This window comes from Streptomyces sp. NPDC018964 (assembly GCF_044390325.1).
In the GTDB taxonomy this organism is placed as follows: Bacteria; Actinomycetota; Actinomycetes; order Streptomycetales; family Streptomycetaceae; genus Streptomyces.
Window position 1 is genome coordinate 329,401 of the sequence record NZ_JBIRYZ010000001.1, and the last position, 19,754, is coordinate 349,154.

Annotated in this window: 21 protein-coding genes and 2 pseudogenes; 11 read left to right on the top strand and 12 right to left on the bottom strand. The window is 73.6% G+C overall.

Annotated features, from left to right (window positions below; genetic code table 11):
* On the top strand, positions 1-849 hold the full coding sequence (locus ACH5AO_RS01375) for a DeoR/GlpR family DNA-binding transcription regulator (protein WP_398920557.1): 849 nt from the start codon (positions 1-3) through the stop codon (positions 847-849).
* Between the two features lie 53 nt (positions 850-902).
* Positions 903-1,373, top strand: a complete 471-nt coding sequence (locus tag ACH5AO_RS01380) for an SRPBCC family protein (protein WP_398920559.1) — start codon at positions 903-905, stop codon at positions 1,371-1,373.
* A gap of 3 nt (positions 1,374-1,376) precedes the next feature.
* Here the strand turns inward: ACH5AO_RS01380 and ACH5AO_RS01385 are convergent, their stop codons facing one another.
* A complete protein-coding gene (locus tag ACH5AO_RS01385) occupies positions 1,377-2,501 on the bottom strand; it encodes a PLP-dependent cysteine synthase family protein (RefSeq protein ID WP_398920561.1) in 1,125 nt (374 codons plus the stop codon).
* Between the two features lie 331 nt (positions 2,502-2,832).
* On the opposite strand from ACH5AO_RS01385, the gene ACH5AO_RS01390 reads away from it, so the two are divergent.
* From ACH5AO_RS01390 to ACH5AO_RS01400, 3 genes are all read left to right on the top strand, one after another.
* Positions 2,833-3,156 carry a hypothetical protein gene (locus ACH5AO_RS01390; protein ID WP_398921070.1) on the top strand — a complete coding sequence of 108 codons (324 nt, stop codon included), beginning with the start codon at positions 2,833-2,835 and terminating at the stop codon, positions 3,154-3,156.
* A 183-nt stretch (positions 3,157-3,339) separates the two neighbouring features.
* Positions 3,340-3,885, top strand: coding sequence for an ATP-binding protein (locus tag ACH5AO_RS01395; protein WP_398920562.1), 546 nt, complete (start codon positions 3,340-3,342; stop codon positions 3,883-3,885).
* A gap of 242 nt (positions 3,886-4,127) precedes the next feature.
* The gene (locus ACH5AO_RS01400) at positions 4,128-5,030 is read left to right on the top strand and encodes an oxidoreductase (RefSeq protein ID WP_398920564.1); all 903 of its coding nucleotides are present in this window, start codon (positions 4,128-4,130) and stop codon (positions 5,028-5,030) included.
* Positions 5,031-5,073: 43 nt separating this feature from the next.
* Here ACH5AO_RS01400 and ACH5AO_RS01405 read toward each other — a convergent pair whose 3' ends face one another.
* The 5 genes from ACH5AO_RS01405 to ACH5AO_RS01425 all read right to left on the bottom strand — a co-directional run bounded on the left by ACH5AO_RS01405 (position 5,074) and on the right by ACH5AO_RS01425 (position 8,968).
* Complete coding sequence (locus tag ACH5AO_RS01405; RefSeq protein WP_398920566.1) at positions 5,074-5,361, bottom strand: SHOCT domain-containing protein; 288 nt, start codon at positions 5,359-5,361, stop codon at positions 5,074-5,076.
* 303 nt (positions 5,362-5,664) lie between these two features.
* The gene (locus tag ACH5AO_RS01410) at positions 5,665-6,087 is read right to left on the bottom strand and encodes a PPOX class F420-dependent oxidoreductase (RefSeq protein ID WP_398920568.1); all 423 of its coding nucleotides are present in this window, start codon (positions 6,085-6,087) and stop codon (positions 5,665-5,667) included.
* Between the two features lie 32 nt (positions 6,088-6,119).
* A complete protein-coding gene (locus ACH5AO_RS01415; RefSeq protein WP_398920571.1) occupies positions 6,120-7,010 on the bottom strand; it encodes an NAD(P)-dependent oxidoreductase in 891 nt (296 codons plus the stop codon).
* Between the two features lie 28 nt (positions 7,011-7,038).
* The gene (locus ACH5AO_RS01420; protein WP_398920573.1) at positions 7,039-8,280 is read right to left on the bottom strand and encodes an ROK family protein; all 1,242 of its coding nucleotides are present in this window, start codon (positions 8,278-8,280) and stop codon (positions 7,039-7,041) included.
* Positions 8,281-8,317: 37 nt separating this feature from the next.
* On the bottom strand, positions 8,318-8,968 hold the full coding sequence (locus ACH5AO_RS01425; RefSeq protein ID WP_398920575.1) for an alpha-ketoglutarate-dependent dioxygenase AlkB family protein: 651 nt from the start codon (positions 8,966-8,968) through the stop codon (positions 8,318-8,320).
* Positions 8,969-9,036: 68 nt separating this feature from the next.
* Between ACH5AO_RS01425 and ACH5AO_RS01430 the strand changes: the two genes are divergently transcribed.
* Complete coding sequence (locus ACH5AO_RS01430; RefSeq protein ID WP_398920577.1) at positions 9,037-10,167, top strand: methyltransferase; 1,131 nt, start codon at positions 9,037-9,039, stop codon at positions 10,165-10,167.
* On the opposite strand, the pseudogene ACH5AO_RS01435 reads toward ACH5AO_RS01430, so the two are convergent.
* Positions 10,071-10,382: pseudogene (locus tag ACH5AO_RS01435) on the bottom strand (class II fructose-bisphosphate aldolase); the annotation flags it as partial. The gene ACH5AO_RS01430 and the pseudogene ACH5AO_RS01435 overlap by 97 nt on opposite strands.
* Between ACH5AO_RS01435 and ACH5AO_RS01440 the strand changes: the two are divergent.
* The 3 genes and pseudogenes from ACH5AO_RS01440 to ACH5AO_RS01450 form a co-directional block, all read left to right on the top strand.
* A pseudogene (locus tag ACH5AO_RS01440) lies at positions 10,378-10,596 on the top strand (alkaline phosphatase); the annotation flags it as partial. The pseudogenes ACH5AO_RS01435 and ACH5AO_RS01440 overlap by 5 nt on opposite strands.
* Positions 10,597-10,661: 65 nt before the next feature.
* Positions 10,662-12,497 carry a glycoside hydrolase family 15 protein gene (locus ACH5AO_RS01445; RefSeq protein ID WP_398920579.1) on the top strand — a complete coding sequence of 612 codons (1,836 nt, stop codon included), beginning with the start codon at positions 10,662-10,664 and terminating at the stop codon, positions 12,495-12,497.
* A gap of 152 nt (positions 12,498-12,649) precedes the next feature.
* Positions 12,650-13,324, top strand: a complete 675-nt coding sequence (locus ACH5AO_RS01450) for a phosphatase PAP2 family protein (RefSeq protein ID WP_398920581.1) — start codon at positions 12,650-12,652, stop codon at positions 13,322-13,324.
* A 62-nt stretch (positions 13,325-13,386) separates the two neighbouring features.
* On the opposite strand, the gene ACH5AO_RS01455 is transcribed toward ACH5AO_RS01450, so the two are convergent.
* From ACH5AO_RS01455 to ACH5AO_RS01475, 5 genes are all read right to left on the bottom strand, one after another.
* Positions 13,387-14,133, bottom strand: a complete 747-nt coding sequence (locus tag ACH5AO_RS01455) for a hypothetical protein (protein WP_398920583.1) — start codon at positions 14,131-14,133, stop codon at positions 13,387-13,389.
* A 76-nt stretch (positions 14,134-14,209) separates the two neighbouring features.
* Positions 14,210-14,956, bottom strand: coding sequence for a cupin domain-containing protein (locus tag ACH5AO_RS01460; RefSeq protein ID WP_398920585.1), 747 nt, complete (start codon positions 14,954-14,956; stop codon positions 14,210-14,212).
* On the bottom strand, positions 14,953-15,873 hold the full coding sequence (locus ACH5AO_RS01465) for a PmoA family protein (protein WP_398920586.1): 921 nt from the start codon (positions 15,871-15,873) through the stop codon (positions 14,953-14,955). Before ACH5AO_RS01465 ends, ACH5AO_RS01460 begins: the two co-directional genes overlap by 4 nt.
* Positions 15,870-16,985: a Gfo/Idh/MocA family protein gene (locus ACH5AO_RS01470; protein WP_398920588.1), complete on the bottom strand. Its 1,116-nt coding sequence runs from the start codon at positions 16,983-16,985 to the stop codon at positions 15,870-15,872. The genes ACH5AO_RS01465 and ACH5AO_RS01470 overlap by 4 nt, the downstream gene beginning before the upstream one ends.
* Positions 16,986-17,173: 188 nt before the next feature.
* Positions 17,174-17,929, bottom strand: coding sequence for a response regulator (locus ACH5AO_RS01475; protein WP_398920590.1), 756 nt, complete (start codon positions 17,927-17,929; stop codon positions 17,174-17,176).
* Positions 17,930-18,234: 305 nt separating this feature from the next.
* On the opposite strand from ACH5AO_RS01475, the gene ACH5AO_RS01480 reads away from it, so the two are divergent.
* A complete protein-coding gene (locus tag ACH5AO_RS01480; protein ID WP_398921072.1) occupies positions 18,235-19,218 on the top strand; it encodes a Bug family tripartite tricarboxylate transporter substrate binding protein in 984 nt (327 codons plus the stop codon).
* The gene (locus tag ACH5AO_RS01485) at positions 19,215-19,754 is read left to right on the top strand and encodes a tripartite tricarboxylate transporter TctB family protein (protein ID WP_398920591.1); all 540 of its coding nucleotides are present in this window, start codon (positions 19,215-19,217) and stop codon (positions 19,752-19,754) included. The genes ACH5AO_RS01480 and ACH5AO_RS01485 overlap by 4 nt, the downstream gene beginning before the upstream one ends.

Genomic DNA, 19,754 nt, shown 5'->3' on the forward strand with positions numbered 1-19,754 from the left:
GTGAGCGAGAATCAGAACCTGCTCGCGGAGCAGCGGCGCACCCTGATCCTCGACGAGGTCCGGCGCCGGGGCGGGGTCCGGGTCAACGAGCTGACCCGCAAGCTCGGCGTGTCGGACATGACGGTCCGCCGCGACCTGGACGCGCTGGCCCGGCAGGGCGTGCTGGAGAAGGTGCACGGCGGCGCGGTGCCGGTGGTGGAGGCGAGTACGCACGAGCCGGGGTTCGAGGCCAAGTCGGGCCTGGAGCCGACCGCCAAGGAGGACATCGCGCGGGCGGCGGCCGAGCTGGTCGCTCCCGGCGCGGCGATCGCGCTGTCGGGCGGTACGACGACCTTCGCGCTGGCGCACCACCTGCTCGACGTCCCCGACCTCACGGTGGTCACCAACTCGGTGCGGGTGGCCGACGTGTTCCACGCGGCGCAGCGCGCGCCGGGGGTCCGGCAGGGCTCGGCCACGGTCGTCCTGACCGGCGGGGTGCGCACGCCGTCCGACTCGCTGGTGGGGCCGGTGGCCGACCAGGCGATCGCGGCGCTCCACTTCGACCTGCTGTTCCTCGGGGTGCACGGCATATCGGTGGAGGCGGGGCTGTCGACGCCGAACCTCGCGGAGGCGGAGACGAACCGGCGCCTCGTGCAGTCGGCCCGGCGGGTGGTCGTGGTCGCCGACCACACCAAGTGGGGCACGGTGGGGCTGAGTTCGTTCGCGTCCCTGGAGCAGGTCGACACCCTGGTGACGGATTCCGGGCTGCCCGCGGGGGCACGCGCGGAGGTGTCCGAGCATCTGCGACGGCTGGTCGTGGCGGGCGAACCCGTGGAAGACGCGGAAAACGCGGAGGCCGCGGACATCTGACGGACCGACGGCCGACCGCCGGGGCCGGGGAACCAGTCGAGGGGGATGTGCCCATGGCTCACCGTCTGCGCCCCGTGGGGCACGAGTTCGTCCGGGTGGCGCCCGTACGCCTGGTCTTCGGGCGGGAGATCGTGGCCGCGCCGGAGCGGGTGTACCGCGCGCTCGCCGAGGACGTGGCCGGCTGGGCGGAATGGTTCGGTTCGGTCACGCTCTCCCGCTCCCTCGACGGCGGCGCGGGGCGGGAGATCCGGCTCCGGGGCGGCACCCGGTTCCGCGAGACGGTCCTCGTGGCCGAGGAGCCCGAGGTGTACGCCTACCGCGTCGACGTGACGAACGCGCCGGGCGCCCGTGCCCTGGCCGAGGAGTGGCGGCTCTCCCCCGCCGGGACGGGCACGTGGGTGCGGTGGACGTTCGCGGCCGACGGCACCGTGCCCTTCCGGCTCGTGCTGAGGGCCGCCCGGCCGGGGCTGGGACAGGCGTTCCGCTCCGCGGTGACCTCGCTGGACCGCAGGCTCGCGGGGTAGCCCTCAGTCGGGCCAGACGCCGGTCCGCAGCAGGGACTCGATCGCCGCCGTGTAGGGCGCGGTGTCCAGGCCCTGTCCGGCCAGCCAGGCGTCCGAGTAGTACTTGTCCAGGTACCGGTCCCCCGGGTCGCACAGCAGCGTCACCACGCTTCCCCGCCGCCCGTCCGCCACCATCTCCGCGACGATCTTGAGCGCGCTCCACAGCCCGGTGCCGGTGGAGCCGCCCGCCTTGCGGCCGATGACCCGCTCCAGGGCCCGCACGGCGGCGACACTGGCCGCGTCGGGCACCTTCATCATCCGGTCGATCGCGCCGGGCACGAAGCTCGGCTCCATGCGGGGCCGGCCGATGCCCTCGATGCGGGAGCCCCGGTCGCAGGCGACGTCCGGATCGCCGGTGGTCCAGCCCTGGAAGAAACACGAATTCTCCGGGTCGGCGACACAGATGCGGGTGTCGTACTGCATGTAGTGGACGTAGCGCGCGAGGGTCGCCGAGGTGCCGCCGGTGCCGGCCGTGGCGACGATCCACGCGGGTTCCGGGAACCGCTCCAGCTCCAGCTGGCGGAAGATCGATTCGGCGATGTTGTTGTTGCCCCGCCAGTCGGTGGCCCGCTCGGCGTAGGTGAACTGGTCCATGTAGTGGCCGCCGGTCTCCGCCGCGAGGGCGGCGGACGCCTCGTACATCGTGCGGGGGTCGTCCACGAAGTGGCACCGACCGCCGTGGAACTCGATCAGGCGGCACTTCTCGGCGCTCGTCGTGCGCGGCATGACGGCGATGAAGGGCACGCCGATCAGCTTCGCGAAGTACGCCTCCGACACGGCCGTGGAACCGCTGGACGCCTCGATCACCGGGCGGTCCGGGCGGATCCAGCCGTTGCACAGGCCGTAGAGGAAGAGCGAACGGGCCAGCCGGTGCTTGAGGCTGCCGGTCGGGTGGGTCGACTCGTCCTTCAGGTAGAGGTCGACGCCCCACCGCTCGGGCAGCGGGAAGCGCAGCAGGTGGGTGTCGGCCGAGCGGTTGGCGTCGGCCTGCACCCTGCGCACGGCCTCTTTCAGCCAGGCCCGGTAGGCGGCGTCGCTGTGGTCGACGTCGAGAGTGGCACCGGTCGGGGTCTGTCGGGGAGTGCTCACGGCGGGGCTCCTTACGCTGAGCACCGACGGCGTCTCGCGCGGCCGGTATCCCGATCATAAGCACCCTCCGCACCGCCTCCCACCTGCATAAACACACCTTTGAGCCACTCAAAGGCACTCCTGGGGAGCGTAAGGGGCGGCAAGGGGGCGCATTGGCGCGAGTGCACCCCGGGCCCCGGGGAACGGTGGCGCGCGCACTGGTGCTCGGCGGCGGGTGCGGGCAGACTGCACCGGCGTGAGCAGAGCCCCGTACGGGGCACACTGGAGCTGGGCAGGAGCCGGCCCGTGGAGCACGGTCCGGCACACCGACGCGCACAAGGGGGCGGGCGGCATGGCGGAGCCGGAGTTCACGGCCACGGGCGTGCGGATCGGCAAGTGGCTGCGTTCGCTCACCCGGGCCGGCCAGGTGCGGATCAGCGAGGGCCGCCTGGAGCTGCTCACCAGCTACGGCAGCGAGATCGACAGCGCGCCGGTGCAGGCGGTACGGGCCTCCAAGCCCTGGTTCGCCCCCGAGGACCGGGCGCTCGCGGACCTCAACGGCAAGCGGTACCTGCTGACCCTGGGCGACCACGACCCCGCGCCGGGCGAACCCGGTCCGCCCGCCGCCCGCCGGTTCATCGAGGCCGTGCGCCGGGCGTCGGGGCGCGGCGCCTGAGATGCGCGTGACTTGCGTCACTTCGCCTCGTACGTCACGCTGGTCTCACGTCACTCTGGGTTTACCGGCGATAACGCTGCGAACCAGCCCGCCGGCCACGACAGCAGGCGGCAGTGTCACGCAGGCGCCCTGCTGGATCCGTCTTCCGTGTTCTTCCGGACCTCACGTCGGGGAGTCGCAGCCGTGATCACTCACCCAAGCAGGCACTGCGCGGTGGAGCTCCAAGCCCTGCCGTCGCGGATCGGCCAGGTCCGCAGAATCGTATCTGCGCAGTTGCGCTACTGGCACATGGACTCGTTGATAGACCGGGCATCGCTCGGTGTGACGGAGCTGTTGTCCAACGTCCACCGGCACGCCCGGCCCGACAAGACGTGCACCGTCGAGATCGAGCTGCTGCTCGACCGGCTCAAGGTGTCGGTGCGCGACCACGACCCCCGGTTGCCGGTCCTCGCGGACGCGGGCCCGCTCGCCACGTGCGGGCGCGGGCTGGCGATGGTCGCCGCGCTGAGCGAGAGCTGGGGCGCGGCGCCGGACGGCGAGTCCGGCAAGACCGTGTGGTTCACCCTGTCGACACCGTCCGCGACCGCCGCGCCCGCCGGGGACCGGCAACCGCGGATCACGGCCGACGAGCCCGCCGACCACCGCTTCGCGGAGATCGCCCTCGTGGAACACACCACCGAGGACCGTCACTCCGAACGCGCCCCGGCCCGCTCCGCCGTCCCCGGCTGACACGGGCGACCGGCGGGTCGGCGGGAAACCGGTGGCGGAACCCCCGGCTTCCTCCCGGCCCGCGGGTCCCCGGCAGCGAACGCGCCGCCACCGGCCGAGTGTCTTCGACAGTTCCAACGACCTTTCCCCGACGGTTCGTTCCCGATGCGGATGTGACATTTCGTCCAGCCCGCCGGCCTGTCGCGGCACCCCGCGCCCCTCTACCCTCCGGAGTCCGGCGGACCGACGGACGAGGGAGCACGGTGAGCGCAGCGGCGGCAGCGGGGACCTGGAGACTCGGGGACCTGGAGGTGAACCGTGTCGGCTACGGCGCGATGCGGCTGACCGGCAACGGCATGATGGGCAACTCCGACGGCAGGCCGGTCGACCGCGGCGTCGCCGTCCGAATCCTGCACAGCGCGTTCGAGCAGGGCGTCGACCACATCGACACCGCCGCCTTCTACTTCTCGCCGCTGCGCTCCGCGAACGAGCTCGTCAACCGGGCCCTCGCGTCCTGGCGCGGCGACGTGGTCGTGGTGACCAAGGTCGGCCCGGGACGCGACCCTTCCGGCGAGTGGCTCCCCATGGCCCGTCCCGACCGGCTCCGCGGTCAGGTCGAGGAGAACCTGCGCCAGCTCGGCCGGGACCACCTCGATGTGGTCAACCTGCGCGTCGACGGCCCCGGAGCCTCGGTCGCCGAGCACTTCGGCGCCCTCGCCGAGCTGCGCGCGGCGGGCCTGGTCCGGCACCTCGGGCTCTCCAACGTCCGGCCGGAACACCTGGCCGAGGCCCGGGAGATCGCCCCGGTGGTCTGCGTCCAGAACGCGTACGGGCTCGACCGGCGCCGTTCCGACGAGAACGGGCTGGTGGACCTCTGCCGGGAGCTGGGCATCGCCTTCGTCCCCTACTTCGCCCTCTCCGGCCTCCGCCGTGAGGCGGCCGCGGCGCCGGAGCGGGACGCGCGCGTCCACACGGTCGCCCGTGCCCACGGCGCCACGCCCACGCAGATCCGTCTCGCCTGGACCCTGCACCGGGGCCCGCACGTACTGGCCATCCCCGGCACCGCGAACCCGGCGCACCTCGCCGAGAACATCGCCGCCGGCGCCCTGCGGCTGACCGAGGAGGAACTGGCCCTGCTCGACGAGCCGGGCGCGGCCGGGACGTGAGCGGGGGCGGGACACCTCAGGCGGGGCGGGACACCTCAGAACGTCATCGCGTACCTCCCCTGCCGGACCGGCCGAACTGCTCGTCCAGGACGGACAGCCGCCGCCAGTACTCGTCCTCGTCGATCTCGCCGGAGGCGAAGCGGTGGCCGAGCACCGCGATGGGCGAGGTGTCCTCCACCGTGGACCGCCCGGAGCCGGGCCCATGGCGTCCGCGCCACACCGTGCGGCGCAGCAGGGCGATGCCGCCGCCGATGACCAGGGCCCAGATCAAGGGGAGGAACAGGATCCACGGGCCGGGCCCGCCGTCGCCGAAGTGCGCCAGGGTCTGCATGATCGTCCATCTCCTCGGATGCGCCGTCACGTCGCTCCTTGTGCGACGTCTCCGAGCATCACCCCGCGAGGGGGCCGGGGCGTCGTACGGCCGGCGGCACTGTGCGTACCTCGCGGGGAGTACACGGACGGGCGCGTCCTGCCGAGGAGCACCCGGCTCCTGTGACCACCGGTGCGGGCACGCGCCCGAAGAAGGTCCTGGAGCGGTCGGGCGCGGGCCGGGGCAGCGTGCGTCACCCCTCCCGGGGAAGCCGGACCTCGCGGCCGTCCGGCCGGGCGGCGGCGTCCGGCCGGACGGTGGTGGTCAGCCGCCCGCCTGGTCGCTGTCCTTCATCGCGCCCCAGCCGTGCCAGCGGTCCACCTCGAGCCACCCGCTGACCCTCGTCCGCTCCCGGTCGGGGTACGGCTTGCCGGTGTAGTGGCGGGAGAGGCGGTCGATGTCGGCCAGGTCCTCGTCCTCGTGGATCTCGGTCACCCGGCCGATCAGGGTGACGTGGGTGTACCAGTCGTCGCCGTCCAGAACGGTGAGGGTGACGCGGGGGTCGCGGCGGACGTGCTTCAGACGGACCCGGCCCTCGTCGAAGTTGACCAGCGCGCGGCCGTCCTCCCACAGGTACCAGGTGGGGGTGGACACGGGTGCGCCGTCGGAGCGCAGCGTGGCCATGACGCAGGGGTTGGGCTTGCGCAGCAGTTCCTGCGCCTCGGGGGGAAGCGGGGGCTTGGACACCACGGACTCCTTCGGGTTCGCTGCTCGGCCGGTCAGGTGGCGGGGTCGTCGTCGAAGCTGGCGTAGTAGGCGGCGGCCATGTCCTCGTCGCCGCGGCCTTGGGCGTCGGCCCGCTCGAACCGTTCGGCGCTCGCGGCGGCCACGTCCAGGCGGACGCCGTGCTGCTCACCGGCCCGCACGATCAGTCTGGCGTCCTTCGCCGCGGTCGTCACGGCGAACTGGGCCGGGGTCAGCCGTCCGTCGAGGATCATCCGGGCCTTGGCGCGCAGATAGCCCATGTCGAGGGGGCCGCCGGCGATGAGGTCGAAGAAGCCGTCCGGTGCGACGTCGAGGGCCTCGGCCAGGGCGAGGGCCTCACCGGCGGCGGTGGTCGCGGCGAGCACCCAGCTGTTGGCTACCAGCTTCAGGCGGGTCGCGCCGGCCGTGGCGCCGTCCTCCCCGGTCCACACGGTGCGGGCGCCCACCGCGTCGAACACCGGTGTCACCCTGTCCCGGCCCTCGGCCGGTCCGGCGGCGAGCACGGTGAGCTGTCCGGCCTCGGCGGGCTGGCGGGTGCCGAGGACCGGGGCGTCGTAGAAGAGCAGGCCGTGCTCGCGGGCGAAGCCGGCCAGTTCGGCGACGCCCTCGACGCCCGCGGTGGCGGACTGCGCCCAGACGGTCCCGCCGCGCAGGGCGGGGGCGGCCTGACGCATTGTCTCCAGGGTGGCCGGGCCGTCGTACAGCATGGTCAGCACGACATCGGCGGACTCGACCGCCTCGGCGGGGGTGCCGGCGATGTGCGCGCCGTCTGCGGCGAGCGGTTCGGCCTTGGCGCGGGTGCGGTTCCAGGCCCGTACGGTGTGCCCCGCGCGCAGGAGGTTGCGGGCCATCGCCGCGCCCATGATGCCGGTACCCAGGACGCTGACGGTGAGCTTCTCGGTCATGACTCCGCTTTCTGTCTGTCGGGCTGCCTCATCGCGCCAGTGCTCCGAGGGGATCGTCCAGCACCGGCTGCCAGGCCAGTTCCGCCGCGCCGACCAGGCTGTTGTGGTCCAGGGTGCAGGGGAGGATGGGGACGCCGCCACTGCGGCCCCACAGGCTGCGGTCGGCGACGACGGCGCGCAGCCGGTCCGGGTCGGCCTCCAGCAGGGTGCGGTGCAGTCCGCCGAGGATGATCCGGTCCGGGTTGAGGATGTTCACCAGTCCGGCCAGGCCCAGGCCGAGGCGGTCGATGAGGGACTCGGTGGCGGTGCGCACGTCCGGGTCGTCGTACTGGCCGCGGATCAGGTCCTCGGCCTGCTTCAGCAGGGAGAACTCGGGGCCCGGCGCGCGGCCCGCCGCGGTGAGCAGGGCCAGCGGGTCCGCCTCGACGTCGAGGCAGCCGCGGCTGCCGCAGTGGCAGGGGCGGCCCTCGGGGTTGACGGCGAGGTGGCCGACCTCCAGGGCGAGTCCCGAACTGCCCGAGTGCAGACGGCCGTCGAGCACCAGCGCGCCCCCCACGCCGCGGTGGCCGGTGGCCACGCACAGCAGGTCGCGGGAGCCGCGCCCGGCGCCGTGCCGGTGTTCGGCGAGGGCGGCGAGGTTGACGTCGTTGGCCGCGAAGGCGGGCCCGTCCAGGCCGGCCGCGCGCACCTGCTCGGCGAAGATCTCCCGCACCGGGGCACCCGCGGGCCAGGCCAGGTGCAGGGGGTTGAGGGCGAGCCCTTCCGGTTCGGCCACCGCCGACGGCACGGCGAGCCCGGCGCCCACGCACCGCCGCCCCGTCTCCTCCAGCAGTCCGGCGCCGGCCGCGACGACGGAGCCGAGCACCTTCGCGGGGTCGGCGTCGACGACCTCGCAGCCGGGCGCCGTGGCGACGATACGGCCGCCCAGCCCGACCAGGGCCGCCCGGAAACCGTCGGCGTGCACCTGCGCGGCGAGCGCCACGGGCCCGTCCTCGGCGACCGAGAGCCGGTGCGAGGGGCGCCCCTGCGAACCGGCCGCCGCGCCGGGCCGGGCGTCCACCCGGATCAGCCCGAGCGCCTCCAGTTCGGCGGCGACCGCGCCGGCCGTCGCGCGGGTCACGCCGAGTTCGGCGGTGAGCACCGAGCGGGTCGGCGCGCGTCCGGTGTGCACGAGCTCCAGCGCGGGTCCGAGCGCGCCGCGCCCCCGGTCCAGCCGCGTCCTCGAGGTGGTCCCTTCCCCCGCCGGCCGGGGGTCCGCCTTCCCGCTCATGAAGGCGAGTCTCCCATGATCCGCAAGCGGAGACGGACTACAGACCACTGACCCGCAGCGTGATGTTCAGCCTTCCGGCCAGTCCCAACTCGGGCGGTGCCGTGCCCGCGTGCACCCGGGGAACGCCGTGGTACGCGAGCCGGGAGGGCCCGCCGAAGACGAACAGGTCGCCGCTGCGCAGCTCCACGTCCGTCCAGGGGCGGTTCCGGGTCTCCGTGTTGCCGAGGCGGAAGACGCAGCTGTCGCCGAGGCTCAGCGACACCACGGGCGCGTCCGTCTTCTCGTCGCTGTCGCGGTGCATGCCCATGCGGGCGTCGCCGTCGTAGAAGTTGACGAGCGCGATGTCGTACGCGGCACCGCGCGCGGCGTCCGCGCCCAGCGCGTCGGTCACCGCGCGGCGGCCCAGTTCGCCGAGCCGGCCGGGGAAGGGTTTCACCGGGGCGCCGTCGCCGTCGACGACGGTGCGGGCGTAGCCGTACGGGTACCAGTGCCACCCGAGGCACACCTGCCGGGCGGTCATGGTGCCGCCGCCGGGCGTGCGGACCGTACGGAGTCCGGCGGGCGGGCGGGACCACTCCCGGCACGCCTCCAGCAGTTCGCGCTGCTCCCGCGCGTCCAGCCAGTCCGGCACGTGCACCGCGCCGGGCGCGATCTCGCTCCGTGCCCGGGGGAACAGCTCGGCGTCCATGCCTCCCATCCTGCCCGACGCGCCCTGAGCTGCGGCTGGGCTAGCCTGGTCGGACGATGAACGACCGTATGACGACCGCATGGGGCGAGCCGGTGCTGGCCAGGTTCCCCGAGGACCCGAGGGACAGGCTGCGCGCCTGGGACGCGTCCGACGAGTACCTCCTCAGGCATCTCGCCGACCGGCGGATCCCGCTGTCCGGCGCGGTCGTGGTCGTCGGCGACCGCTGGGGCGCGCTGGTGACGGCGCTCGCCGCGCACCGGCCGACGCAGATCACCGACTCCTGGCTCGGACAGGAGGCGACCCGCGCGAACCTGGCCCGCAACGGCGTCGAGCCGGGCGCGGTGCGGCTGCTCACCACGCAGGATCCCCCGCCGGCCCGGATCGACGTCCTGCTCGTCCGCGTGCCGAAGAGCCTGGCGCTGCTGGAGGACCAGCTGCTGCGGCTGGCGCCGGCGGTGCACGAGGGCACGGTCGTCGTCGGCACCGGCATGGTGAAGGAGATCCACACCTCGACGCTGGATCTCTTCGAGCGGATCCTCGGCCCGACCAGGACCTCGCTCGCCGAGAAGAAGGCCCGGCTGATCCTCTGCACGCCCGACCCCGCGCGGGAGCGCCCCGCGAACCCCTGGCCGTACCGCTACACGCTGCCCGACGGCATCGGCCCGGTGTCGGGCGCGACGGTCGTCAACCACGCCGGCGTCTTCTGCGCCGACCGCCTCGACATCGGCACCCGGTTCTTCCTGAGGCACCTGCCCGCTGGCAAGGACGGCGGACGGGTGGTGGACCTGGGCTGCGGCAACGGCGTCGTCGGTACGGCGATGGCGCTGGCCGATCCGCGTGCCGAGGTGCTGTTCGTGGACGAGTCGTTCCAGGCGGTGGCGTCCGCGCAGGCCACGTACCGGGAGAACGACGTGCCCGGACACGCCGAGTTCCGGGTCGGCGACGGCCTGTCGGGCGTACCGGCCGGCAGCGTCGACCTGGTCCTGAACAACCCGCCCTTCCACTCCCACCAGGCGACCACCGACGCCACGGCCTGGCGCATGTTCACCGGCGCCCGGCGCACCCTGCGCCGGGGCGGCGAACTGTGGGTGATCGGCAACCGTCACCTGGGGTACCACGTGAAGCTGCGACGGCTGTTCGGCAACAGTGAAGTGGTGGCGTCGGACCCGAAGTTCGTGGTCCTGAGGGCCGTGAGGTAGCCGCGGGAGTCGACCGCCTCGGGGCGGGCGGTGAGGAACTCCCTGAGCGCGCCGGTCATGGCGATGTTCAGGGCCGTTCCCACGTCGACCTTGGTGATGCCGCCCGTGACCGCCGCGGCGAGTTCGTCGTCGGGGAGGCCTGAGGAGCCGTGCAGGACGAGGGGGACGTCCAGGGTGGCGGCCGGCCGTCCGAGGAGGGCGTGGTCGAGGGCGGCGGCCCACGACGAGGCGGAGGCGGCGGTGAACCGGCTGCTGTGCGAGCGGGCCGAGCGGGTGATCGTGGCCGCCGACTCCAGCAAACCGGGTCGGCGGGCGTTCGCCCGGATCTGCGCCGCCGAGCGGGTGGACACCCTGGTCACGGACACGGGCGCGGACCCGGAGGCGGTGGGCCGCTTCGAGGAGGCGGGACTGCGGGTCGTGCTGGCCTGAGCCGGTCCGGCCGAAGCTGCCTAAGCTGGCAGATGAGCACGGCGTGCCGGCCCAGGGAGGCTGCGATGGACGCGATGGCCAGGGAACAGGACAGGTCCGGGGCGCGCCGGTACGTGCCGATCGCCGACCACGGGCTGATCGGCGATCTGCGCAGTGTGGCGCTGGTGGGCACCGACGGCACCATCGACTGGTACTGCTGTCCGTCCTTCGACGCGCCGAGCGTGTTCGGGGCGATCCTGGACGCCGGGCGGGGCGGCTGCTTCGAGCTGGCGGCGGCCGTGCCGGCCCGCACCAAGCAGTTCTACTTCCCCGACACCAACGTGCTGATCACCCGGTTCTTCACCGAGGACGGGGTCGGTGAGGTGCAGGACTTCATGCCGGTCGGCGGCACGCCGGCCGACGAGGCCCGGCACCGGCTGATCCGGCGGGTGCTGTGCGTACGCGGCTCCGTGCCGTTCCGGGCGCTGGTGGCGCCGCGGTTCGGTTACGGCTCCCGCCCGCACACCGTGCGGCTGACCGGCGGCATCGCGGTCTTCGACTCCGGGGAGCTGTCCCTGGCGCTCACCGCGACCGTCCCGACGGAGACCGACGGGCCGGACGTGCGGGCCGAGTTCAAGCTGACCGAGGGGGAGACGGCGGTGTTCGCCCTGGACCAGGTCGGTCCGGAGGCGACCGTGGACCACTGCGAGTGCGGGGAGGCGGAGCGGCAGTTCGGCGCGACGGTGGCGTACTGGAGGCGGTGGCTGTCCTCCTCGCGGTACCGGGGCCGTTGGCGGGAGATGGTGCACCGCTCCGCCCTCACCCTGAAGCTGCTCACCTACGCGCCGACCGGGGCGATCGTGGCGGCGCCGACGACCAGCCTGCCCGAGGAGTTCGGCGGGGAACGCAACTGGGACTACCGGTACGTGTGGGTGCGCGACGCGGCGTTCTGCGTGTACGCGCTGCTGCGGCTGGGCTTCACCGAGGAGGCCGAGGCGTTCATGGGGTTCGTCTCCCGGCACATCAGCCCGGGCGACCACAAGGCCTCCGGCCCGCTGCAGATCATGTACGGCATCGACGGCCGCACCGACCTCCCCGAGCGTGAACTCGGCCATCTGGAGGGCCACTGCGGCTCGGCACCGGTCCGCGTCGGCAACGCGGCGGCCGACCAGCTCCAACTGGACGTCTACGGGGCGCTGATCGACTCCATCTACCTCTACGACAAGTGGGCCGAGCCCGTCTCCAGCGAGCAGTGGGACCATGTGACGGCGCTGGTGGACTGGGTGTGCGCGCACTGGGACCAGCCCGACGAGGGCATCTGGGAGACGCGCGGCGGGCGGAAGAACTTCCTGTACTCGCGCCTGATGTGCTGGGTGGCGATCGAGCGCGCCGTCCGCATGGCCAACCGGCGGGGCCTGCCCGCCGATCTCCCCCGCTGGCAGTCGAGCCGGGACGCCGTCTACCGGCGGATCATGGACCGCGGCTGGTCGGCGTCGCGCCGGGCCTTCGTGCAGCACGAGGACGGGGAGGTGCTGGACGCGGCGGTGCTGATGATGCCGCTGTCGAAGTTCATCGCGCCGACCGACCCGAAGTGGCTGTCGACGCTCGACTCGCTCACCGAGGACCTGGTGTCCGACTCGCTGGTCTACCGCTACGACCCGCTGACGAGCCCCGACGGACTCCACGGCGACGAGGGCACGTTCTCCATCTGCTCGTTCTGGTACGTCGAGGCGCTGACCCGTGCCGGGCGGCTCGACGAGGCGTCCCTCGCCTTCGAGAAGATGCTGACGTACGGCAACCATCTCGGCCTGTACGCGGAGGAGATCGGCCACACCGGGGAGCAACAGGGCAACTTCCCGCAGGCGTTCACCCACCTCGCCCTGATCAGTGCCGCGTTCAACCTGGACCGTGCCCTGGGCTGAGGCGCCGCGGACATGCGGGCGGGCGGGGTCCCGGTCGGGGCCGGCGCGGTGACCACGGACCGGTCGGCCGGGGTGGGCGAGCCGGTGCGGATGGATCATGCGTACCGTGGGCACCTGGTGATTCGTCCACGATGCCATCGCGGGAGAGACAGATGAGCGAGCCGCCCACCACCGACCACCCGGACGTCACCCGTCCGCTCACCGGGCCCGTGCCGCCCGCCGACGGACTGCGCAGGGTCGCCGCCGCGGTCCTCGGCGACCTCAGGGCCGTGGACGGCGCCCTGTACGCGGCGGTCGCCGCCACCCCGACGCCCACGCTCGACCGGGCGCTGCGCAGACTGTCCCACACGGCCGACCACTCGAAGATCTCCTTCGCCATCGCCGGGGTCCTCGCTCTGGGCGGGGCGCGGCCGCGGCGGGCGGCGCTGGCCGGGGTCGGCGCCATAGCCGTGGCGTCGGCGTCGGCCAATCTGCTGGGCAAGCGGCTGGTCCGCAGGGACCGGCCGGACCGGGAGGCGGCGCGGGTGACCGTGGACCGGCACGTGCCGATGCCGACGTCGGCGTCGTTCCCCTCGGGGCACACGGCGTCGGCGGTCGCGTTCGCGACGGCGGTGGGCACGGTGCTGCCCGCGGCGTCGGTCCCGTTGGGGGCGCTGGCGTGCGCGGTGGGGTACTCGCGGGTGCACACGGGGGTGCACTATCCGGGTGATGTGGCCGCCGGGGCGATCCTGGGCATCGCCAGTGCGGCCACCGCGCTGGCCGTGGGCGCGGCCCGGCTTCCGGCGTCGTACGCCCCGCACCGTACGCGGTCCCCGCGCCGGCCGTGACCCGCGGACGCCGGTGACGAGGGCGGGGCCCGGTCCGCCGGCCGCGGTCCCGCGCCGCGGGCTCAGCCCGAGCGGGCGACGACCTGTCCGACGACGGAGCAGCGCCTCTCGCACTGCGGGCAGGTCGCCTCGCCGAAGGCATGGGTCAGGGCGTGCGCCACGTCCTCGTGTCCGTCCGCCAGGGCCAGCCCGTGGAGGCGGCGGCCGAGGCCGTCGAGGGCACCGGGGGCGGCCGGGTGGAGGGGGAGGGTGGCGACGCCGTCGGAGAGGGCGTAATCCTCCGACGTGCTGAAGAAGCCCCGCTCGCCGATGACCACCCACAGCGCCGCGGAGCAGTCCTCCTCAGGGCATTCGAGCTCGTACTCCCCGCTGACGACGCCCCAGAGCAGCTCCTCGCCCCAGTGGATGTCGCCCTCCAGGTTCAGGACCGCTTCGAGCAGGTGGCAGTACTCGGCGCGGTCCCTGGTGACCCTGCGCCACCGGTGGGCGGCGGCCAGCAGGCGCGCGACCTGGGGTGCGTACCGGTCCCGCAGGTCCCGGGGCCCGTACCGCTGATCGGCCTGGACGAGGACCGCGCCGGCCAGGTGGAGGGCCGAGGCGGCGGTGTGGGCGTCGTCCCCCTCGGCCATGTCCGTCAGCGCGGGCAGCACCAGCGGGTGGGACGCGTCGATCGTGCCGTTGTGGTACAGCTCCGTCCAGAGGTCGTTCCAGGCCCGGCCGTCCCGGTCGGCGGCGGCACGTTCCAGCAGGGCGGCTTCCCGGCCGGAACCGGCTTCGTCCGCACGGGGATCCGGGGAGTCGTTCGTCACCCGCGACATCCAAGCAGACCCCCACCGGGCCGGCGGCACCGGGAGCGTCCCGGCGCCGTCCGTGCGGGCGGCGGGCTCACCCGCCCCCGTACGGCACGGTGACCCCCGGCAGCGCGTACTCGTCCCGCCGCCCGCACATCCCGTACCCGCCGCGCCGGCTGGGCTCCGCCTCGTACGCCGTCGCCCCGGTCAGATGGGTGAAGTCACCGCCCTCCAGCGCGTCCAGCTGCGCACCCGTGCGTTCCGCGGCCGCCAGTGCGCCCGCCCGCCACAACTCCCGCCACACCGGCACCCGTTCCCGCACCAGCCCCGCGGCCGTCCGCAGGAACTCCCGGTACGGTCCGTCGTCACCGGCGCGAAGCGCCTCCCGCAGCACGAGGTACCCCTCGACCGCGAGGTCCCGTCGCCGCCGCGCCGCCGCCTCCGCCCTCGGGCCCGTACCGGCCGGAAGCGTCGCGGCGTCCGCGTACCGTCCGGGGTCGGCCAGCACCTCCGCCGGGAAGGTGAACACGGCGTCCCCGGCCTCCGGCAGCCCGCTGTTCTGCATCAGCACCGTGACCCGCAGATCACCGCCCCGCACCATCCGGTGCACGGTCCCCGGCGTGAACCACGCGAGCGTCCCCGCCTCCAGCGGGATGTCCCGGTACCCGTCGGAACCCAGCGTCTGCACGGCGCCCCGGCCGCCGGTGACGACGTACGCCTCCGTGCACACCGTGTGCAGATGCGGGCTCCCCCCGCACACCCCGTCCGCGGCCTCCCACGCGTACGCGCTCAGGTGCGACAGCCCCACGGCCCCCGGCAGCGGCGCACCGCCCCCGCTCACCAGGGCAGCCCGTCCAGATACGACGCCACCCGCGCCCGGTCCCACGCGCCGTCCGCGACCACGATCCGGTAGCGGTACGAGAAGGACTCCCCCGGCGGCAACGCGAACTCCTCGAAGAACGCCCAGGAGAACGCCACCGAGGGGATGGGCTCCGACCGCACGAACCAGTGCGAGGGATGGACGGCGGTCTTCTCGTCGAGGTTTTCGGGCGCGTGCGCGAAGACCAGTGTGGAGTGGGCGTCCACGTCATCGTGCTCGGTGGTGAAGGCGAGCCACGGCCCCTGTGTCCCCATGAGCGTCCCGGTCCCGGCCTCGGCCCCGAACACCGCGCCGCCGGTGAAGTCCCGGGCCCCCCGCCACTGCAATCCGGTGTACCCGGCCATCTCCCGCCCCGCGGTGGTGGGGGACCCGAACACCAGGTCGACATCCCGCGCGTTGCTCAACCGGATCGACCAGTCGAGCACCCACGCCCCGGCCCACTCGTCGACCGAGTGGACGCTCAACCCGCGCTCCTCCCGCGCCCACTCGTCCCCGCCGTTCTCCACCCAGGTGAGCTCCTCGACGAGATCGAGCCGTTCGTCCCCGACGGCGAACCCGGAGAACCCGTCGTGCCGCATCGACCCGACGCGCTCGGGCAGGGGCAGATAACCCCGGCCGTGCACATAGGAGTTGCCGCCCCAGAAGTTCTGTCCGGACAGGTGGCTGGCCGTCATCTGCAGCCCCTTGTGCCAGCGGTGGTCGTTCGGCCGGTACCCGGTCACCGTGCGCCCGGCGAGCGTGCGCACCGGATGAGCGTACGGCTTGCGGGACTCGAACGGCTCGGGGTCGGGCCGGTAGACGTACCGCAGGATCTCCGTACCGCCCGCGGCCGTCACCACCACGGCCTCGCCGATCTCATGCGTGACGCGGATGCTCATCCCTGCTCCTCAGGCGCCCAGTCGGAGTGGCCACCGTGCATGGCCGCGTAGAATGGATCACCGGGGCCGATCTCCCCGGCCCGCACCGGCCGCCCGGTGAACGCGGCCTTGTACAGCGCGGCGGCGAACTCGAGGGTGCTCCGCGCCTCCGCCCCGCTGCCCGGCGGTCGTGTACCGGTGTCCCAGGCGTCGAGGAAGGTGCCCAGCTGCGCCGTGTGCGAACTGGGCACGTCCCGCGGGGGCGTGCGCCACGCGGCGGCGCGCTCGGCGGGGACGTGCCGGGCCGGGGTGTAGGTCCAGTCGTCGTTGCCGTGCCCGTACAGGTGGGTGAGTTCGACCGTGGCGTCGGCACAGTCGACGCGGATCCGGCTCACCTCGTCCGGGGAGAGCACGCTGTTGACGACGGTCGCGAGCGCGCCGCCACGGAAGCGGACCAGGGCGGTGGAGACGTCCTCGCTCTCGGTGTCGTGGACGAGACGCGCCGCCATGGCCCGTATCTCCTCCCACTCACCGAGCAGGTGCAGCAGCAGGTCGTACTGGTGGATGCCGTGCCCCATGGTGGGTCCGCCGCCCTCGGTGGCCCAGCGTCCGCGCCAGGGCACGGAGTAGTACGCGGCGTCCCGGTGCCAGGTGGTCTGGCAGTGCGCGACCAGCGGGGCGCCCAGTTCACCGCCGCGGATCAGTTCGCGGGCGTGGGCGGCGCCGGAGCCGTAGCGGTGCTGGAAGACCACGGAGGCGTATGCCCCGGACGCCTCCTCGGCGGCCGCGATGTCGTCGTACTCGGCGAGCGACAGGCACAGCGGCTTCTCGCACAGGACCCAGGCGCCGGCCTTGAGCGCGGCCACCGTCTGCTCCCGGTGGAGCGAGGGCGGGGTCCCGATCAGCACCAGGTCCGGCCGTACGGCGTCCAGCATCGCGCCCATCGAGGTGAACCCGGCGACCTGCTCCCCTGCGGTCGCGCGGAAGGCGTCGAGCCGGCCCTGGTCCACGTCGACGGCGGCGACCAGTTCGGTGCGGTCGGCGTGGGCGCGCAACGCGGGCAGATGGCCGCCGCTGACGATGGCGCCGGTGCCGACGACGGCGACACGGCGGCGGACGGGGGACAAGGACATGCGGCGCTCCTCGGAACGACGACGACGGCAGGCCGGGCAGCGTCCAGAAAGCGCTTTCCCTCGTGGTCGACCCTAGGCCCGCGCGCAGACGGCGACAACCCCGTGTCCCGATTCCGGAACCGGCGGGAACCCGCGGCGCCCCCTGCGCCCACACCCCGCACCCCCGCGCCCCACCCTCGGGCGCGGCCCTACGCCCGCGCCCCGCCCTCCGACCGCAGCCCCCCGCCCCGCCCCAGCAACCGGTACCGCCGCTCGGGCCGTCCCGTCGCCCCGTACCGCAACGACACCTCCACGGCGCCCACGGTGTGGAAGTACTCCAGATACCGGCGGGCGCTGACCCTCGAGACCCCGGTCAGAGCCGCGCACTCGGTGGCCGACAGGGTGCCGTCGGTCTCGCGCAGGGTGCGCTCGACCAGCCCCGCGGTCTCCGCGCTCATGCCCTTGGGCAGCACCGGGGCCGCCGGCCCCGCCACCCCGGCCAGCACCCGGTCGACGTCCGCCTGACCGCGGACCACCGTGTCGAGCAGCCGGCCGCGCCGGCCCGCGTAACGCTCCAGGCGCCCGCGCAGGTCCTCGAAGTCGAACGGCTTGAGCAGATAGTCGACGACCCCGTGCCGGACCGCGCCGCGCACCGCGTCCGCCTCCCGGGCGGCGCTGATGACCATCACGTCGCAGTCGTGCCCGGCGGTGCGCAGCCGGGGAATGACGTCGAGACCGAAGAGATCGGGCAGGTACAGGTCGAGCAGCACCAGATCGGGACGGAGTTCGTCCACGGCGGCGATGGCCTGCTCACCGGTCCCGGCGACACCGACGACCCGGAACACGTCGAGGCGTTCGACGTAGGCACGGTGCACCCGGGCCACCCGGAAGTCGTCGTCGACCACGAGTACGTCGATCGTGTCGACGGCCGCGGGCGCGGACCGCCCGTCCGGCGTACTGCTCATCGGTTCCGCTCCTTCCGCCACCGCGTCGGTGAGGTGGCCGCGGCCACCGGGGCGGCGGCCGTCGCATCCGGCGTCCACGACGCAGCGCCACGCGTGCGCCGGAACCGTCCATCATGGCCCTCACCTGCGGCCGGGGAAAGAGACGTGCACCACTGACGGCCCTCCGTTGACGCAACGACCACAACCTCCATTGGTTCCGCAAGCGCGACAGCCCGGCGGCGCGCGGGCACCATGTGGCCCGCGTCACCCTCCCCCACAGGGCATGGCGTGATCTCCAGACGACCGACCGACAGGTGGTGGCACTCGTGCGCCTGCGCACACCCCTCGCCCTGCTCGGGGCCGCCGTGCTCGTACTCGTGGGCCCGCCGCTGCTCACGACCGGCAGCGGCACCGAGACCGGCACGCAGATCCCGGGTCTGCGCTTCATGGTTCCCAACTCGCCCGGCGGCGGCTACGACATCACGGCCCGTACGGCCGCGAAGAACGCCGAGGACGCCGGGCTCACCCACAGCATCGAGGTGTTCAACCTGCCCGGCGCCGGCGGCACCGTCGGCCTGAGCCGGCTGGTGAGCGAGCACGGCAACGGCAAGCTCGCCATGTCGATGGGCCTGGGCGTGGTCGGCGCCGTCCGCTCCAACGACGCGCCGAAGACCCTCGCGGACACCACCCCGATCGCCCGGCTCACCGAGGAGCAGGACGTCGTCGTGGTCGCCAAGGACTCCCCGTACAAGACGATCGACGATCTCATCGGCGCCTGGAAGGAGAACCCCGGCAAGCATCCGGTGGGCGGCGGGTCCTCCCCCGGCGGGCCCGACCACCTCGCGCCGATGCTGATGGCGCGGGCCGCCGGGATCCCCCCGAAGCAGGTCAACTACATCCCCTTCGACGGCGGCGGCGAACTGCTCGCCTCGATCCTCGGCAACAAGGTCGCCTTCGGCGTCTCCGGCGTCGGCGAGTACCTCGACCAGATCAAGGCCGGTGAGCTGCGCCTGCTCGCGGTCACCGGCCCGGAGCGGGTCGACGGCCTCGACGCGCCCACGCTCCAGGAGGCGGGCTACGACGTGAGTTTCACCAACTGGCGCGGCATCGTCGCCCCGCCCGGCCTCACCGACGCCGAACGCGACAAGCTCGTCCGCCTGGTGCGGGAACTGCACGACTCGAAGGAATGGCGGGAGTCTATGAAGCGCAACGGCTGGGACGACGCCTTCCTGACCGGCGAGGAGTTCGGCGCGTTCCTGGACTCCGAGGACAAGCGCGTGGTCTCGGTACTGAAGGAGCTCGGACTGTGACGACCCCGACCACCGACACGTCCCCGGCGCCCGCCGCCGGACGACGCTCCTGGCTCCGCGACCACTCCGAACTCGGCGTCTGCGCACTGCTGCTGGCCCTGGGCGTGCTGGTCCTGACCGATGCCCTCACCATGGACGTCGACATCGCCCAGCGCGGGCCCGTCGGCCCGAGGACCGTGCCGGTCGTGGTCGGGACCGGGTTGCTCGTCGTGGCCGCCCTGCTCGCCGTCGACGTGCTGCGCGGCGGCCGGGGGCAGGCCGAGTCCGGCGAGGACGTCGACCTGTCCGAACCCGCCGACTGGCGCACGGTGCTGCTGCTGACGGGGGTGTTCCTCGGCTCCGCCGTCCTCATCGAGCCGCTCGGCTTCCCCGTCGCGGGCGCCCTGCTCTTCTGGGGCGCGGCCTTCGCGCTCGGCAGCCGCAGACTCGACCGCGATCCGCTGATCGCGGCGGTGATCTCCTTCGTCACCTACGCCGTGTTCGACAACCTGCTCGGAGTGCCGCTGCCCGGCGGTCCGCTGATGGGAGTGCTCTGA

Bases quoted from the DNA above. Each gene is read 5' to 3' on its own strand.
- ACH5AO_RS01380 (WP_398920559.1), top strand. From the start codon at position 903: ATGGCTCACCGTCTGCGCCCCGTGGGGCACGAGTTCGTCCGGGTGGCG.
- ACH5AO_RS01390 (WP_398921070.1), top strand. From the start codon at position 2,833: ATGGCGGAGCCGGAGTTCACGGCCACGGGCGTGCGGATCGGCAAGTGG.
- ACH5AO_RS01405 (WP_398920566.1), bottom strand. From the start codon at position 5,361: ATGCAGACCCTGGCGCACTTCGGCGACGGCGGGCCCGGCCCGTGGATC.
- ACH5AO_RS01415 (WP_398920571.1), bottom strand. From the start codon at position 7,010: ATGACCGAGAAGCTCACCGTCAGCGTCCTGGGTACCGGCATCATGGGC.
- ACH5AO_RS01420 (WP_398920573.1), bottom strand. From the start codon at position 8,280: ATGAGCGGGAAGGCGGACCCCCGGCCGGCGGGGGAAGGGACCACCTCG.
- ACH5AO_RS01425 (WP_398920575.1), bottom strand. From the start codon at position 8,968: ATGGACGCCGAGCTGTTCCCCCGGGCACGGAGCGAGATCGCGCCCGGC.
- ACH5AO_RS01430 (WP_398920577.1), top strand. From the start codon at position 9,037: ATGACGACCGCATGGGGCGAGCCGGTGCTGGCCAGGTTCCCCGAGGAC.
- ACH5AO_RS01445 (WP_398920579.1), top strand. From the start codon at position 10,662: ATGGACGCGATGGCCAGGGAACAGGACAGGTCCGGGGCGCGCCGGTAC.
- ACH5AO_RS01450 (WP_398920581.1), top strand. From the start codon at position 12,650: ATGAGCGAGCCGCCCACCACCGACCACCCGGACGTCACCCGTCCGCTC.
- ACH5AO_RS01465 (WP_398920586.1), bottom strand. From the start codon at position 15,873: ATGAGCATCCGCGTCACGCATGAGATCGGCGAGGCCGTGGTGGTGACG.
- ACH5AO_RS01470 (WP_398920588.1), bottom strand. From the start codon at position 16,985: ATGTCCTTGTCCCCCGTCCGCCGCCGTGTCGCCGTCGTCGGCACCGGC.
- ACH5AO_RS01475 (WP_398920590.1), bottom strand. From the start codon at position 17,929: ATGAGCAGTACGCCGGACGGGCGGTCCGCGCCCGCGGCCGTCGACACG.